Annotated in this window: 15 protein-coding genes; 1 reads left to right on the top strand and 14 read right to left on the bottom strand. The window is 62.2% G+C overall.

All coding sequences use genetic code 11. The features are described 5' to 3' along the window. Positions 1 to 78 precede the first annotated feature (78 nt). The gene (gene leuA, locus NUH87_RS22745) at positions 79 to 1,761 is read left to right on the top strand and encodes a 2-isopropylmalate synthase (RefSeq protein ID WP_040070603.1); all 1,683 of its coding nucleotides are present in this window, start codon (positions 79 to 81) and stop codon (positions 1,759 to 1,761) included. Positions 1,762 to 1,866: 105 nt separating this feature from the next. On the opposite strand, the gene NUH87_RS22740 is transcribed toward leuA, so the two are convergent. The 14 genes from NUH87_RS22740 to hscA form a co-directional block, all read right to left on the bottom strand. Beyond that, a complete protein-coding gene (locus NUH87_RS22740) occupies positions 1,867 to 2,661 on the bottom strand; it encodes an amidohydrolase (RefSeq protein ID WP_338522766.1) in 795 nt (264 codons plus the stop codon). Then, positions 2,649 to 3,797, bottom strand: coding sequence for a pyridoxal phosphate-dependent aminotransferase (locus NUH87_RS22735; protein WP_338522765.1), 1,149 nt, complete (start codon positions 3,795 to 3,797; stop codon positions 2,649 to 2,651). Before NUH87_RS22735 ends, NUH87_RS22740 begins: the two co-directional genes overlap by 13 nt. Positions 3,798 to 3,909: 112 nt before the next feature. Beyond that, on the bottom strand, positions 3,910 to 5,385 hold the full coding sequence (gene der, locus NUH87_RS22730) for a ribosome biogenesis GTPase Der (RefSeq protein WP_338522764.1): 1,476 nt from the start codon (positions 5,383 to 5,385) through the stop codon (positions 3,910 to 3,912). Positions 5,386 to 5,524: 139 nt separating this feature from the next. Continuing rightward, positions 5,525 to 6,676, bottom strand: coding sequence for an outer membrane protein assembly factor BamB (gene bamB / locus NUH87_RS22725; RefSeq protein ID WP_338522763.1), 1,152 nt, complete (start codon positions 6,674 to 6,676; stop codon positions 5,525 to 5,527). Continuing rightward, positions 6,669 to 7,310, bottom strand: coding sequence for a tetratricopeptide repeat protein (locus tag NUH87_RS22720; protein ID WP_040070610.1), 642 nt, complete (start codon positions 7,308 to 7,310; stop codon positions 6,669 to 6,671). The genes bamB and NUH87_RS22720 overlap by 8 nt, the downstream gene beginning before the upstream one ends. Positions 7,311 to 7,350: 40 nt before the next feature. Continuing rightward, entirely contained in the window at positions 7,351 to 8,640 is a 1,290-nt protein-coding gene (gene hisS / locus NUH87_RS22715) for a histidine--tRNA ligase (RefSeq protein ID WP_338522762.1), read from the bottom strand. Between the two features lie 22 nt (positions 8,641 to 8,662). Next, positions 8,663 to 9,772 (bottom strand): flavodoxin-dependent (E)-4-hydroxy-3-methylbut-2-enyl-diphosphate synthase, encoded by a 1,110-nt coding sequence (gene ispG / locus NUH87_RS22710; protein WP_040070612.1) that lies wholly within the window; start codon positions 9,770 to 9,772, stop codon positions 8,663 to 8,665. Positions 9,773 to 9,775: 3 nt separating this feature from the next. Continuing rightward, complete coding sequence (locus NUH87_RS22705; RefSeq protein WP_338522761.1) at positions 9,776 to 10,774, bottom strand: RodZ family helix-turn-helix domain-containing protein; 999 nt, start codon at positions 10,772 to 10,774, stop codon at positions 9,776 to 9,778. Beyond that, entirely contained in the window at positions 10,771 to 11,532 is a 762-nt protein-coding gene (gene pilW, locus NUH87_RS22700; RefSeq protein ID WP_040070616.1) for a type IV pilus biogenesis/stability protein PilW, read from the bottom strand. The genes NUH87_RS22705 and pilW overlap by 4 nt, the downstream gene beginning before the upstream one ends. Positions 11,533 to 11,544: 12 nt before the next feature. Further along, a complete protein-coding gene (gene rlmN, locus NUH87_RS22695) occupies positions 11,545 to 12,693 on the bottom strand; it encodes a 23S rRNA (adenine(2503)-C(2))-methyltransferase RlmN (RefSeq protein ID WP_040070617.1) in 1,149 nt (382 codons plus the stop codon). A gap of 28 nt (positions 12,694 to 12,721) precedes the next feature. Continuing rightward, positions 12,722 to 13,147: a nucleoside-diphosphate kinase gene (ndk, locus tag NUH87_RS22690; RefSeq protein WP_007916882.1), complete on the bottom strand. Its 426-nt coding sequence runs from the start codon at positions 13,145 to 13,147 to the stop codon at positions 12,722 to 12,724. 88 nt (positions 13,148 to 13,235) lie between these two features. Beyond that, positions 13,236 to 13,436: a Fe-S cluster assembly protein IscX gene (gene iscX, locus NUH87_RS22685; protein WP_338522760.1), complete on the bottom strand. Its 201-nt coding sequence runs from the start codon at positions 13,434 to 13,436 to the stop codon at positions 13,236 to 13,238. 14 nt (positions 13,437 to 13,450) lie between these two features. After that, positions 13,451 to 13,792: an ISC system 2Fe-2S type ferredoxin gene (gene fdx / locus NUH87_RS22680; protein WP_338522759.1), complete on the bottom strand. Its 342-nt coding sequence runs from the start codon at positions 13,790 to 13,792 to the stop codon at positions 13,451 to 13,453. A gap of 2 nt (positions 13,793 to 13,794) precedes the next feature. Continuing rightward, positions 13,795 to 15,657: a Fe-S protein assembly chaperone HscA gene (gene hscA / locus NUH87_RS22675; protein ID WP_338522758.1), complete on the bottom strand. Its 1,863-nt coding sequence runs from the start codon at positions 15,655 to 15,657 to the stop codon at positions 13,795 to 13,797. Positions 15,658 to 15,682 lie beyond the last annotated feature (25 nt).

Genomic DNA, 15,682 nt, shown 5'->3' with positions numbered 1-15,682 from the left:
CCTCGCCCCCGGTTTTCTCCCTGATAACGCTTCACCGGCTGGCCGCCTTTTTTCGGCCCTGAACCCAAGGAATTTCCCATGAGCATGCTCAAAGACCCGTCTTCGAAATACCGCGCGTTCCCGACCATCGATCTCCCGGATCGTACCTGGCCGTCGAAAGCCATCACCACCGCGCCGATCTGGTGCAGCTCCGACCTGCGCGACGGCAACCAGTCGCTGATCGAGCCGATGGACGCGGTGAAGAAACTGCGTTTCTGGAAAACCCTGGTCAGCGTCGGCGTGAAGGAAATCGAAGCCTCCTTCCCGGCCGCTTCGCAAACCGACTTCGACTTCGTGCGTACCCTGATCGAAGACAACCACATCCCCGAGGACACCACCATCCAGGTGCTGACCCAGGGCCGTGAAGACCTGATCGCACGCACTTTCGAATCGCTGCGTGGGGCGAAGAAAGCCATCGTCCACCTGTACAACGCCACCTCGCCGTCCTTCCGCCGGATTGTCTTCAACCAGGACAAGGACGGGATCAAGGCCATCGCGGTCAACGCTGCCAAGCTGTTCGTCAAATATGCCGCCCAGCAGCCGGAAACCCAGTGGACGTTCGAGTACTCGCCAGAGACCTTCAGCGCCACGGAGCTGGAGTTCGCCAAGGAAGTCTGCGACGCGGTCATCGACGTCTGGAACCCGACGCCCGAGCACAAGGTGATCCTCAACCTGCCGGCGACGGTCGAGTGCGCTACACCGAACGTCTACGCCGACCAGATCGAGTGGTTCGGTCGCCATATCAACCGTCGTGACAGCGTGATCATCAGCCTGCACACCCACAACGACCGTGGTACCGGCGTTGCCGCCACCGAGCTGGGCCTGATGGCCGGTGCCGACCGTGTCGAAGGCTGCCTGTTCGGCAACGGCGAGCGTACCGGCAACGTCGACCTGGTCACCGTGGCCCTGAACATGTACACCCAGGGTCTGGACCCCGAGTTGGACTTCTCCGACATCGACGGCGTGCGCAAGGTGGTCGAGGAGTGCAACCAGATCCAGGTGCACCCACGCCATCCGTATGTCGGCGACCTGGTGCACACCGCGTTCTCCGGCTCCCACCAGGACGCGATCCGCAAGGGTTTCGCCCAGCAGAAAGACGACGCCCTGTGGGAAGTGCCGTACCTGCCGATCGACCCGGCCGATATCGGTCGCAGCTACGAGGCGGTGATCCGCGTCAACAGTCAGTCGGGCAAAGGCGGCATCGCCTACCTGCTGGAGCAGGAATACGGCATCAGCCTGCCGCGTCGCATGCAGATCGAGTTCAGCCAGGTGGTGCAACGTGAAACCGACCGCCTGGGCCTGGAAATGACGGCGCAACAGATCCATGCCCTGCTGCACAGCGAGTACCTGCAGGCCAACACCCCGTATGCGCTGGTCAGCCATCGCCTGCAGGAAGAAAACGGCCACAGCGCCGTGGAAGTGGAAGTGGCGAGCAAGGGCCAGGGCGAGACCAACCTGCACTGGCGCGGCAAGGGCAACGGCGCCCTGGAAGCGCTGGTGGCCGGTCTGCCGCTGCCGGTGGAGATCATGGACTACAACGAACACGCCATCGGTGCCGGGACCAACGCCAAGGCGGCGGCCTATATCGAGCTGCGGGTCAACGGCGAACGTGCGGTGCACGGCGTGGGGATCGATGAGAACATCACCACCGCCAGCTTCAAGGCCCTGTTCAGTGCGCTGAACCGCTCGCTGAGCCAGGTGGATACCACCCAGGCGGCGTAAGCGTCGGTTGAAATGAAGAGGCCCCGGTGGTGTGAACCCCGGGGCCTTTTTTGCGTCTTTGAGTCCGTCATCGCCGGCAAGCCGGCGATGAACGATAACGCGGTGTCACTGATGCAGCTCGAAGCTGTCCGCATCCAGGTGCGCCGGGAACCGCGTCCGATAGGCCGCCAGCTCCGCAGCGCTCAAGGTGACCTGGAACACGCCATCGGCCTCCCCTGCCCCCAACAGCGACTCGCCCTGGAAATCCAGCACCTGGCTGTCGCCGGTATAGGCGAAACCCTTGCCATCGGTACCTACCCGATTCACCGCCGCCACATAGCACAGGTTTTCAATCGCCCGTGCCGGTAACAGCCGATTCCAGTGCAGCCGCCGCGCGCCTGGCCAGTTGGCGGTGTACAGCAGCAGGTCGGTGTCCTGGGCATCGCGGCTCCACACCGGGAAACGCAGGTCGTAGCAGATCAATGGCCGTACCCGCCAGCCCTTGAGCTCGAACCGCATCTGGCGTTCGCCCGCGGTGTAATGCTTATGCTCGCCAGCCATGCGGAACAGATGACGCTTGTCGTAGTGCAGCACCTCGCCATCCGGCCGCGCCCACAACAAACGGTTGCGATAGCTGCCATCGGCGGCACGAATGATCACACTGCCGGTGATCACCGCATCGAGCTTCTTCGCCTGCTCGCGCAGCCAGTGGCTGGTGGGGCCGTTTTCAGCTTCGGCGAGGGTCTGCGACTCCATGGAGAATCCGGTGGTAAACATCTCCGGCAGGATCACCAGGTCAGCCCCCACGGCCTGCTCCAGCAGCCCTTCGAAATGCTCCAGGTTGGACTGGCGGTCATGCCAGGCCAGGGTGGTCTGCACCAACGCGACCTTCAGGTCCGGCAGGGTACTCAAATCACGCATAGTTTTTCCGCCGCGGTACGCAGCGTCTCCTCGCGCTTGGCAAAACACAGGCGCACCAGGCGCTGCCCCTTGGGTGGATTCTGGTAAAACACCGACACCGGAATGCTCGCCACGCCATGTTCACGGGTCATCCACACCGCCATGTCGACGTCGTTCAGGTCCGGACGGATCTGCGAGTAGTCCACCAACTGGAAGTAGGTCCCCGCCGCCCGGGTGAAGCTGAAACGCGACTCGCCAAGCAGGTCGCAGAACAGGTCGCGCTTTTCCTGATAGAACGCCGGCAGTTCCTCGACATGCTCGGGACGCATGGCCATGAAATCGGCCAACGCATACTGCAACGGCGTCACGCCGCAGAAGCTGACGTACTGGTGGACCTTGCGCAGTTCGGCGGTGAGGGCCGGCGGCGCCACCACATAGCCGGTTTTCCAGCCGGTGACGTGGTAGGTCTTGCCGAACGAGCTGATCACGAAGGCACGCTGATACAGCGCCTCGTGGGCCAGTACGCTGGCATGGTGCACGCCGTCGAACACCAGATGCTCGTAGACTTCGTCGCTGACCAGGTAGAGATCACGGTCGGCGATCAGTGTCGCCAACTGGTCCAGCTCGGCATGGGTGATCAGCGCACCGCTGGGGTTGTGCGGGCTGTTGAGGATGATCATGCGGGTGCGCGGACTCAGCGCATCGGTGAGCTTCTGCCAGTCGATGGAAAAGTCATCCAGCCCGAGCTGCACATGCACGCAACGCCCACCGGCCAATTCCACCGCCGGTTCGTAGCTGTCATAGCAGGGGTCGAAGACAATCACCTCGTCGCCAGGGTGGATCACCGCCTGGATCGCACAGAAGATCGCCTGGGTCGCGCCGGGGGTGATGGTGATCTCGGCATCGGCGTTCACATGCACGCCGTAGCTGCGGGAGATTTTCGTCGCCACCTGCTGGCGCAGGGCCGGCAACCCGGTCATGGGAGCATACTGGTTGTGGCCGTTGTTGACGTGCCGGCCAACGGCATCGCGCAGGGCCTGTGGCCCCTCGAAATCCGGGAACCCCTGGGACAGGTTCAGCGCGCCGGTTTCCACCGCGAGCGCAGACATGCGGGTAAAGATGGTGGTGCCGACATTCGGCAATTTGCTGGTGATCATGGGGTCGTTTTCCCTGCTGAACACCCGGCTCTACGGGGCACGGGGGGCTCGAGGATAACGTAAACGGCAGGCATGAAAAAGGGCGCCGCAGCGCCCGTTTCCATGACCTGAATCAGCGTTTCTTGTCGCGACGCTTTTTGTCGGCCTTCTTGTGGTGCGACATCATCCGGCGCTTCTTGTTGACCTGGCGGTCGGTCAGCGCGGTCTTGTTGCCTTCGTACGGGTTCTCGCCGCCCTTGAACTCGATGCGGATCGGCGTACCCACCAGCTTCAGCACGCGGCGGTAGGTGTTTTCCAGGTAGCGGACATACGACTTCGGCACCTTCTCCACCTGGTTGCCGTGGATCACGATCAGCGGCGGGTTGGCCCCACCCAGGTGCGCATAGCGCAGCTTGATCCGACGGCTGTTGACCATCGGCGGCGCGTGCTCGCTCACCGCATCTTCGAGGATCTGGGTCAGGCGGCTGGTCGGCCAGCGGGTCACCGCCGACTTGAAGGAGTTCTGCACCGACTGGTACAGGTTGCCCACGCCCGTGCCGTGCAAGGCCGAGATGAAGTGGATGTCGGCGAAGTCGACGAAGAACAACCGGCGCTCCAGCTCGACCTTGACGAAATCACGCTCGCCCGGGGTCATGCCGTCCCATTTGTTCAGCGCGATCACCAGTGCGCGACCGGACTCCAGGGCAAACCCGAGCAGGTTGAGGTCGTGGTCGACCACCCCTTCGCGGGCGTCCATGACGAAGATCACCACGTTGGCGTCCTTGATCGCCTGCAGGGTTTTCACCACGGAGAACTTTTCGACTTCCTCGTGGATCTTGCCGCGCTTGCGCACACCGGCGGTGTCGATCAGCGTGTACTTTTCCTCGTTGCGCTCGAACGGGATGTAGATACTGTCGCGGGTGGTGCCGGGCTGGTCATAGACGATCACCCGGTCTTCACCGAGCATGCGGTTAACCAGTGTCGACTTGCCGACGTTCGGACGACCGATGATGGCGATCTTGATGCCATCCTTCTCGCTCGGTCCGGGAATGCGCTTGGCTTCTTCACCTTCGGCGACGTCTTCGGCTTCACCGTCTTCCGGTGCTTCCTCGTCGTCCTTCGGGAAGTCGCTCAGGGCGATTTCCAGCATCTGGGTGATACCGCGACCGTGGGCGCCGGCGATCGGGATCGCGTCGCCCAGGCCCATCGGGCTGAATTCGGCGCGGGCCATGTCCGGGTCGATGTTGTCGACCTTGTTGGCAACCACGTAGGAGCGCTTGTTACGTTTGCGCAGGTGCTCGCCGATCATCTGGTCAGCGGCAGTGAAACCGGCCTTGGCATCTACCAGGAACAGCACGACATCGGCTTCTTCAATGGCCAGCAGCGACTGCTCGGCCATCTTTTCGTCCATGCCATGCTCGTCGCCGGAAATACCGCCGGTGTCGATCAGGATATAGGTGCGCCCTTGCCACTTTGCCTCACCGTATTGGCGATCACGGGTCAGACCGGACAAGTCGCCGACAATGGCGTCACGGGTCCTGGTCAGGCGGTTGAACAAGGTGGATTTACCGACGTTCGGTCGGCCCACCAGGGCGATTACGGGAACCATGCGGCTCTCCACTTCGTTATTTCGGAAAATACAAAAGCCGCTGCAAGGCAGCGGCTGGTGCTCGGGGCAGCACCGGGAGGTGCCGCAAACCTTGCCGGGGCAAGGCCGCTTGGGGATACCCCCAAGCATAGTCAAACCTTTACTTGATGGTCAGGGCTTCCAGTTTGCCGCTGTTGCCATACACGTAAATCATGTCACCCACCACCAGCGGACGGGCACGCAGGCCGTCGCTGTCGATGCGCTCGCGACCGACGAAGCGACCGTCCACCTGGCTCAGCAGGTGCAGGTAGCCTTCGAAGTCGCCCACTGCGACGTAGCTGGAGAACACTTCCGGTGCCGTCAACTGGCGGCGAGCCAGGCTGTCGTTGCTCCAGAGCGCCGTGGTCGAACGTTCGTCGACGCCTTCGACGGTGCCGGACGCCAAGGCGACATAGACACTGCCGAAACCCTGGGCAACACCCGAGTAGCTGGAAGCATCACGCTGCCAGAGCACCCGACCGCTTTCCAGCTCCAGTGCCGCCATCCGGCCCTGGTAGCTGGCGACATACAGGTTGCCGCCGGACAACAGCAGGCCGCCGTCGATGTCGACCACCCGCTCCAACTCCGAACGCCCTTGCGGAATAGCCACGCGGGTTTCCCACGCAGGCACGCCATTGTGGGTGTCCAGGGCGACCACTTTACCAGTGGACAGACCCGCCACCGCGAGGCGGTTGGTCACCAACGGCGCACCGGTGCCGCGCAACGTCAGGACCGCCGGGGTGCTGTCATACAACCAGCGCTGGTGACCGGTGTCGGCATCCAGGCCAATCACACGGTCGTCCTGGGTCTGCACGACCACCACGTCACCGTTGGTGGCCGGCGGCGCCAGCACTTCGCTGGTCACCTGGGCACGCCATTTCTGTTCGCCGCTGCTGGCATCCAGGGCAATCACTTCGCCCTTGAGGGTGCCCATCAGCACCAGGCCGTAGCCGACACCGACCGCACCGGAAACCGGCAGCTCAAGATCCTTCTTCCACTTAACGTCGCCGTTCATGCGGTCCATGGCGATCACGATGCCAGTGTCATCGGCCGCGTAGATGGTATCGCCGTCAATCGCCGGCACCAGCATGTTGTAGATCTTGCCCTGGCCGTCGCCGATGGAACGGCTCCACTCCTTCTTCAGAACCACTTCCTCCTTGAAGGAAGTCAGCTCCGCCGGCGGCAGTTCTTTCTTGCTGTTGCTGCTGCAACCCGCGGCCAGAATGGCCAGAGCCAGCAATGCTGCATGTTTCCAACGGATCACGTCACGCATCCCCTTTGGCCAGGTCGTCCAGCTTGATTTGTAAGCCACCGACCGCCGCTTCATCAGACAGCGCCGCCTTGGCCTTTTGGTACGCGGCATGGGCTTCATCGGTCCGACCCAGTTGAACCAGCAGGTCCCCCTTGAGCTCTTCACGACTGGCCAGGAACGCCTTGTCAGCATCGCCGTCGAGCAGTTTCAGTGCCTCGTCGACCTTGTTCTGTGCCGCCAGTACCTGGGCCAGGCGCTGACGCGCGACTTCACCCAGGGTGGCGTTGGCCGGTTTGTCGGTAACGGCTTTCAGCTCACGGGCGGCGTCGTCCAGCTTGCCGGTATCGACGGCGACTTTCGCCACGAACAGGCTGCCGTACTGTGCATAGGCACTCCCGGCAAAGTCGGTATTGAGCTTGCTGGCCAGGTCGGCCACGCGCGCAGGGTCAGGCTTGCCGTCCGGCGTCAGCGAGGCTTCCAGCAGTTGCTGATAGAGCATCGAGGCGCCTTGCGCCTGGTTGCTCTGGTACTTGTGCCAGGCCTGCCAGCCGAACACCACGACCAGGGCCAGCAAGCCGCCGGTGACCAGGGGTTTGCCGTTACGCTGCCACCATTCCTTCAACTCCGCCAAGTGATCTTCTTCGCTACTCGACACCCCAATACTCCTTATTCTCTAAATCGGCTGTTTTACAGCTTCAACCCTGCACGACGCAGGTGGCCAAGTGCTCGGAAAGAGCCTCCCAGGCAATGCTTTGTTGCTCGCCCTGGCCACGCAGGGGTTTGAAACCTACCACTTGCTGGGCCAATTCGTCGTCACCGAGAATCAAGGCGTACAGCGCACCACTCTTGTCAGCTTTCTTGAACTGGCTCTTGAAGCTGCCGGCACCGGCGTTGACCTGCAGGCGCAGGTTCGGCAACTGGTCACGGACCTTCTCGCTCAGGGCCAGGGCCGCGAGCTCCGCGGCCTCGCCGAAGGCGCACAGGTAGACATCGACCTGACGGGAAATTTCTTCCGGCACCTGCTCCAGGGTTTCCAGCAGCAGGATCAGCCGCTCGATGCCCATGGCAAAGCCCACGCCCGGGGTCGGCTTGCCGCCCATCTGCTCCACCAGGCCGTCGTAGCGACCACCGGCACAGACCGTGCCCTGGGCGCCCAACTGGTCGGTGACCCATTCGAAAACGGTCTTGCTGTAGTAATCCAGCCCGCGCACCAGCTTGGGATTGATCACGTACGGGATACCGGCGGCATCGAGACGGGCCTTGAGGCCGTCGAAGTGCACGCGCGACTCTTCGTCGAGGTAGTCGGCGAGTTTCGGCGCATCCACCAGCACGGCCTGGGTCTCAGGGTTCTTGGTGTCGAGCACGCGCAGCGGGTTGGTCTTCAGGCGGCGCTGGCTGTCTTCGTCCAGGTGCTCGAGACGCGCACTGAGGAACTCCACCAGGGCCTCGCGATAACGCCCACGGGACTCGCTGGTGCCCAGGCTGTTGAGTTCGAGCTTGACCGCGTTGCGGATGCCCAGCAGGCCCCACAAGCGCCAGGTCAGCACGATCAGCTCGGCATCGATGTCGGGACCGTCGATATTGAAGACTTCGCAACCGATCTGGTGGAACTGGCGATAACGGCCTTTCTGCGGACGCTCGTGACGGAACATCGGGCCGACATACCAGAGCTTCTGCGGCTGGCCGGCACCGGTGATGCCGTGCTCCAGCACAGCGCGCACGCAGGCCGCAGTGCCTTCCGGACGCAGGGTCAGCGAATCGCCGTTGCGGTCCTCAAAGGTGTACATCTCTTTTTCGACGATGTCGGTCACTTCACCGATGGAGCGCTTGAACAGCTCGGTGAACTCGACGATCGGCATGCGGATCTGCTTGTAACCGTAGTTATCCAGCAGGCGCGCGACGGTGTCCTCGAAATAGCGCCACAGGGGCGTCTGCTCGGGCAGGATGTCGTTCATGCCCCGAATGGCTTGCAAAGACTTGCTCACAAAATATCCTTAAATTCTTTGATCAGCCGCGGGCAATCAACGCCGCGTCGGCTTCGACCTTTTCGGCCGCCTTCTGCCGGATCAGCTTTTCCAGCTCATCCACCAGGTTGTCATTCGTCAGTTTCTGCGACGGCTTGCCGTCGATGTAGATCAGGTTCGGCGTACCACCGGTCAGGCCGACATGGGCTTCCTTGGCCTCACCCGGACCGTTGACCACACAACCGATCACCGCCACATCCAGCGGCACCAGCAGATCTTCCAGGCGCCCTTCCAGCTCGTTCATGGTCTTGACCACATCGAAGTTCTGCCGCGAGCAGCTCGGGCAGGCGATGAAGTTGATGCCACGGGAACGCAGGTGCAGGGACTTGAGGATGTCGTAGCCGACTTTCACTTCCTCGACCGGGTCGGCCGCCAACGAGATGCGAATAGTATCGCCAATCCCTTCGGCCAGCAGCATACCGAGGCCGACGGCGGATTTCACCGTGCCTGAACGCAAACCACCGGCTTCGGTGATCCCCAGGTGCAGCGGCTGGACGATTTCCTTGGCCAGCAGGCGGTAGGCTTCTACCGCCATGAACACGTCGGAGGCCTTTACGCTGACCTTGAAGTCCTTGAAGTTCAGGCGCTCCAGGTGTTCGACATGGCGCAGGGCCGACTCGACCAGGGCCGCCGGCGTGGGCTCGCCGTACTTTTTCTGCAGGTCTTTTTCCAGGGAGCCGGCGTTGACGCCGATGCGGATCGGAATACCGCGATCACGGGCGGCATCGACCACCGCGCGCACACGGTCTTCGCGACCGATGTTGCCCGGGTTGATGCGCAGGCAGTCGACACCCAGTTCGGCTACACGCAGGGCGATCCGGTAGTCGAAATGAATATCGGCGACCAGCGGCACCTTGACCAACTGCTTGATGCGACCGAAGGCCTCGGCGGCGTCCATGTCCGGTACGGAAACCCGAACGATATCGACGCCCGCGGCTTCCAGGCGATTGATCTGCGCCACGGTGGCCGCGACGTCGTTGGTGTCGCTGTTGGTCATGCTCTGCACCGAGATCGGTGCATCGCCGCCTACGGGTACCGAACCGACCCAGATTTTACGGGATTCGCGACGCTTGATAGGGGATTGGCCGTGCATGACTTATTGACCTAGCTTCAGGCGAGCGGTCTCGCCACTGGTGAACGGTGCGATATCGACTGGCTGACCGTTGTATGTGATCTGCGCACCACGGGCATAGCCCAGGCGCACGGCAAAAGGTGGCTTGCCGCTGAGATCAAGGCTCTCGCCCTTGCGCTTGAGGCCGCTGAGCAGCACCTTGCCATTACCGTCGGTCACCTGGGTCCAGCAATCGGCGGTAAAGTTCAGGTGCACCTGGCCGGCACCGGCAACCGGCTCGGCGGCAGCCGGCGCGGCGTTGACCGGGGCGCTCGGCGCGACCGGAGCAATTGGTGCCGGCGCAGGCGCAGGCGTCGGGGCCACCACCTGGGTCTGGGCCGCATGGGGCACCGGTACCACAGCCGGCGTTGCCGGAGCGCTGGCCGCCGGCGCTGGGGCCGCCGGCTGAGCTTCGCTGGCGCCTTCAGTCGCCGCCGGCTCCGGCGCCGGCTGGTTCTCGGTCACGGCCTGGTCTTCCGGCTCGTCGATCGGATGAATCTGCGTGGTGCCGTCGGCGCTTTCGACTTCGACGTGCTCCATGCTGATGGCGGCCTGGTCCTTGGTACGCAGGCTGGCCTGGTCCTGCCACCAGATGAAACCGCCGCCGATCACAGCGATCAGCAGCAACAGGCTGACAATGCGCAGGAGCGTATGGGAAAACCGCACCGGCTCTTCGATACGCCCCAGTGCCTGGACACTGCTGCCCTGGGAGTCGGTACCGGTGCACTGGTCGAACTGCTGGACCAGGACGGCCTGGTCCATGCCCAGCAACTTGGCGTAGGCGCGGATATAACCCCGGGCAAAGGTATGCCCCGGCAGCTTGTCGAAGGCTCCGGCTTCCAGGTTACTCAGGGACGACGCCGTGAGGTTGAGCTTCAGGGCCACCTCGGCCAGCGTCCAACCGTTGCTTTCGCGGGCCTGACGCAGGGTCTCACCGGGGTTGACGCGAGTCGCTGCTACAAATTCGGGTTGCGCCGCTTTCATCTTTGCTCCGACAGGTATTGCTGATATTCCGGCGTACCGGGATAGAGTCGTTTTAATTGCAGGCCGTAGCTGGCGGCCTTGTCACGGTCTTCGTAGATTTTCGCCAGGCGGATACCGAGCAATAGGCTACGCGCATTCTGCTCGCTCAGCAGGCTGAAGCGGTCGTAATAATCGCGTGCGGGCACATAATGCCTGTCTTCGTAAGACAACTCAGCCATTTCCAGCAAAGCACGTGGCTGTTGACGATTCAGGCGCAGGGATTTGTCGAAATGCTGCAGGGCCAGATCCCGCTGGCCAAGGGCCAGGGCAGTCAGGCCGAGGTTTTCGAAGACCCGGGAGCGTTCGGTATAGAGGCTGTCGGCGGCGGCCTGTTCGAAACGCTCGTAGGCGTCCTTGTAGCGCTTGATCTCGAACAGGAAGCTGCCGTAGTTGTTGAGAATCCGTGCATCGCCCGGACGCGTCGCCAGGGCCTTCTGGAAGTGCTCCTCGGCCAGTTTCGGCTCACCCTCGGCCTGGAACACCAGCGCCAGGGCGGCATTGGCATCGGCATCGGAGCCGTTCATTTCCAGGGCTTTCCTGAGCGGGACCTTGGCCTGCTCGGTCTGGCCTTGCTGCAGGTAGCCGATGCCCAGTTGCACATAAGCCGCGCGCGCTTCATCGCGCCCCTTGCTGGTACTCAACGGGTCGACATTACCCGATGAAACGCAGCCGGCCAGCAGGCCGACGAATACAACAAGGAGCGCAGCGCGCAAGGTCATGGAGGTCCTCTCTCAGTTTCGGTTCGCGGCGCTTTGCCCACTGTCGGCATCGGCGCTCAGCTCACGTACGGCGATGTAGCGTTCGCTGCGTCGGGTGCGATCCAGCACCTGCCCCACCAGTTGACCACAGGCCGCGTCGATGTCTTCACCGCGGGTGGTGCGTACCGTGACGTTGTAGCCGGCCTGATGCAACAGATCCTGGAAACGCCGGATCGCATTGTTGCTCGGCCGCTCGTAGCCCGAATGCGGGAACGGGTTGAACGGAATCAGGTTGATCTTGCACGGCGTGTCCTTGAGCAGCTCGATCATCTCGACGGCATGCTCGACCTGGTCGTTGACATCCTTGAGCAGGGTGTACTCGATGGTCAGGACACGTTTCTCGCCGAGGGTCGCCATGTAGCGACGGCACGACTCGAGCAACATCTTAAGCGGATACTTCTTGTTGATCGGCACCAATTGGTTACGCAATGCGTCATTGGGTGCGTGCAGCGACAACGCCAGGGAGACGTCGATGTGCTCGGCGAGCACATCGATCATCGGTACCACGCCGGAGGTCGACAGGGTCACGCGGCGCTTGGAGATGCCGTAGCCCAGGTCGTCCATCATCAGGTGCATGGCCGCGATGACGTTGTCGAAATTCAGCAGCGGCTCACCCATGCCCATCATCACCACGTTGGTGATGGCACGGTCGACGGTCGCCGGGACGCTGCCAAAGGATTTGTTGGCAATCCACACCTGGCCGATCACTTCGGCGGCGGTGAGGTTGCTGTTGAAGCCTTGCTTGCCGGTGGAGCAGAAACTGCAGTCCAGGGCACAGCCCGCCTGGGACGAAACGCACAAGGTGCCGCGCTTGCCCTGGGGAATGTAGACGGTCTCGACGCAGCTGCCGGACGCCACGCGCACCACCCACTTGCGGGTGCCGTCGCTGGAAATGTCCTCGCTGACCACTTCGGGACCACGCACTTCAGCAACAGCCTTGAGCTTTTCGCGCAAGGCCTTGCTGACGTTCGTCATGGCGTCGAAATCATCGACGCCAAAGTGGTGAATCCATTTCATGACCTGACCGGCACGGAAACGCTTCTCCCCGATTGAGTCGAAGAATTTTTCCATTTCCGGTTGAGTCAGACCCAACAGGTTTGTCTTGCCGATCGATACAGTCATGGATTCACCCTCACTCCCAAGCCAGTGCTTAGCGAGTGGTTACTTCGGTAGCTGCGAAGAAGTACGAGATTTCGCGAGCAGCAGCGGCTTCGGAGTCCGAACCGTGCACAGCGTTGGCATCGATGGAGTCAGCGAAGTCAGCGCGGATGGTGCCGGCAGCAGCTTCTTTAGGGTTGGTAGCGCCCATCAGCTCACGGTTCAGAGCGATAGCGTTTTCGCCTTCCAGAACCTGAACGACAACCGGACCGGAGATCATGAAGGCAACCAGGTCGCCGAAGAAACCACGAGCGCTGTGCTCAGCGTAGAAGCCTTCGGCTTCGGCTTTGGACAGTTGCTTGAGTTTCGAAGCCACAACGCGCAGGCCGGCTTTTTCGAAACGGGTGGTGATCTCGCCGATCACGTTTTTTGCAACGGCGTCAGGCTTGATGATGGAGAAAGTACGTTGAACAGCCATGGTGTAACTCCAGAAACAGTGATTTGCCAAAAATTAAACCCGCGAATTATACGCGGGTTCCTGGGTATTGCCTAACCTGCCGCGCGGCTCAGTCGGCTTCTTCGATCCACGCGGCCTGGATGGCCTCGAGAACCTTTTCGCCGCCACGCTCAGGATCGTCGCCGAACTCCGGCAAAGACACGACCCAGTTGTGCAGATCGACGAAGTTTACGTAACGCGGGTCCACGTCGGGCTTGCTTTCAGCCAGCTCGATCGCAATATCAAGCACATCAACCCATTTCAGGCTCATGTCAGCTCCCAGAATCAGTGCGGCGCTTCGGCAGCGTGGTTGAGCGAGTATTTCGGAATTTCGACGGTGAGGTCTTCAGTTCCGACTTTTGCCTGGCAGCCCAGGCGCGACTGGGCTTCCAGCCCCCAGGCCTTGTCAAGGTAGTCTTCTTCCAGCTCGTCGGCCTCTTCCAGCGAGTCGAAGCCTTCGCGAATCAGGCAGTGACAGGTGGTGCAGGCACACACGCCACCACAGGCACTTTCCATCTCGATATGATTTTGATGAGCCAGCTCGAGGATGGACACACCAGTCTCAGCCTCCACGACCATGCCATCCGGGCAAAACCTTTCGTGTGGCAGAAAAATGACCTGCGGCATCGTTATTCCTCAATCTCGTTCAGGTTGCGCCCCGCCAGCGCGGCTTTCACCGTTGAATCCAGGCGGCGGGCAGCAAAGGCATCGGTCACTTGCGACAGACGCTTGGTCTGCTGCTCGATGGCATGGCCATCGGTACCTTTCATCAGTTCGGTCAGTTCCTGCACCTGCATTTCGATGACCATGCGTTCGTCGGCATCGAGCAAGCGGTCGCCGTCAGCCGCCACGGCAGCCTGCACCGCCTCGATCAAGCGCTGGGCATCGACCTGCTGTTCACGCAGCACGCGGGCAACCTTGTCGTCTCCGGCGTGCTGGAACGAATCCTTGAGCATCCTGGCGATTTCGCCGTCGGTCAGGCCGTAGGACGGCTTGACCTGGATGCTCGACTCGACCCCCGACACCAGTTCGCGGGCCGTGACATTGAGCAGGCCATCGGCATCGACCTGGAAGGTCACGCGAATCTTCGCCGCACCCGCCACCATGGCCGGGATACCGCGCAGTTCGAAGCGCGCCAGGGAGCGGCAGTCGCTGATCAGTTCACGCTCGCCTTGCAGGACGTGAATCATCATGGCCGACTGGCCGTCTTTATAAGTGGTGAAGTCCTGGGCGCGGGCGACGGGAATGGTGGTGTTGCGCGGAATCACCTTCTCCATCAGGCCGCCCATGGTTTCCAGACCCAGGGACAACGGGATCACGTCCAGCAACAGCAACTCGCTACCATCGCGCTTGTTGCCGGCCAGGGTATCGGCCTGGATCGCGGCACCGATGGCCACCACCTGATCCGGGTCGATCTCGGTCAACGGCTGGCGACCGAACATCTCGGCGACCGCCTCACGGACGCGCGGCACACGGGTCGAACCGCCAACCATGACCACGGCGCTGACCTCGTCGAGCTCCACGTTCGAGTCACGCACGGCGCGACGGCAAGCCTTGAGACTGCGCGCGACCATCGGCTCGATCAGCCCGTCGAAGGCCTCACGACTCAAGGCGGCACGCCAATCGCCATACACCACCTCGACCGAAGCCGCATCGGTCAGGGCTTCCTTGGCGGCGCAGGCTATCTGCAGCAGATGGCGCTGCGCACCCGGATCGAGATCGGCGGACAAACCGGCCTGCTCGATGATCCAGCCGGCAATCGCATGATCGAAGTCATCGCCGCCCAGGGCACTGTCGCCACCGGTGGCCAGCACTTCGAAAACACCGCCGGTCAGGCGCAGAATCGAAATATCGAAGGTACCGCCACCCAGGTCATAGATGGCGACCACGCCTTCGGCATTCTGGTCCAGACCATAGGCCACCGCCGCCGCCGTCGGCTCATTGAGCAGTCGCAGCACGTTGAGCCCGGCCAGCCTGGCCGCATCCTTGGTCGCCTGGCGCTGGGCCTCGTCGAAATAGGCCGGTACGGTGATCACCGCCCCCACCAGTTCGCCGCCCAGGGTCGACTCGGCGCGCTGACGCAGCACCTTGAGGATGTCCGCGGAGACTTCCACCGGGCTTTTCGGGCCCTGCACGGTGTCGATGAACGGCATGTGCGATTCACCGCCGACAAAGCGGTAAGGCAGCTGCTCGCCCAACTGTTTGACGTCCTCCAGGCCGCGACCCATCAGGCGCTTCACCGACAAGACGGTATTGAACGGATCACTGGCGGCGGCCAACTTGGCCGACTGGCCGACTTCAACACGGTCAGCGTGATAGCGCACCGCGGACGGCAGGATCACCTGCCCGTCGGCATCGGGCAACGGCTCGGAAAGACCACTGCGCAACGCAGCGACCAGCGAATTGGTAGTGCCCAAGTCGATCCCCACAGCCAGGCGACGCTGGTGCGGTTGAGGACTCTGGCCGGGTTCGGCGATCTGCAGTAGGGCCATCGTTATCTGGACTTATCTGAATATC

Source organism: Pseudomonas batumici (genome assembly GCF_036585405.1).
In the GTDB taxonomy this organism is placed as follows: Bacteria; Pseudomonadota; Gammaproteobacteria; order Pseudomonadales; family Pseudomonadaceae; genus Aquipseudomonas; species Aquipseudomonas batumici.
Note: the sequence above shows the minus strand (reverse complement) of the source record. Positions and strands in the feature narration are given on the sequence as shown.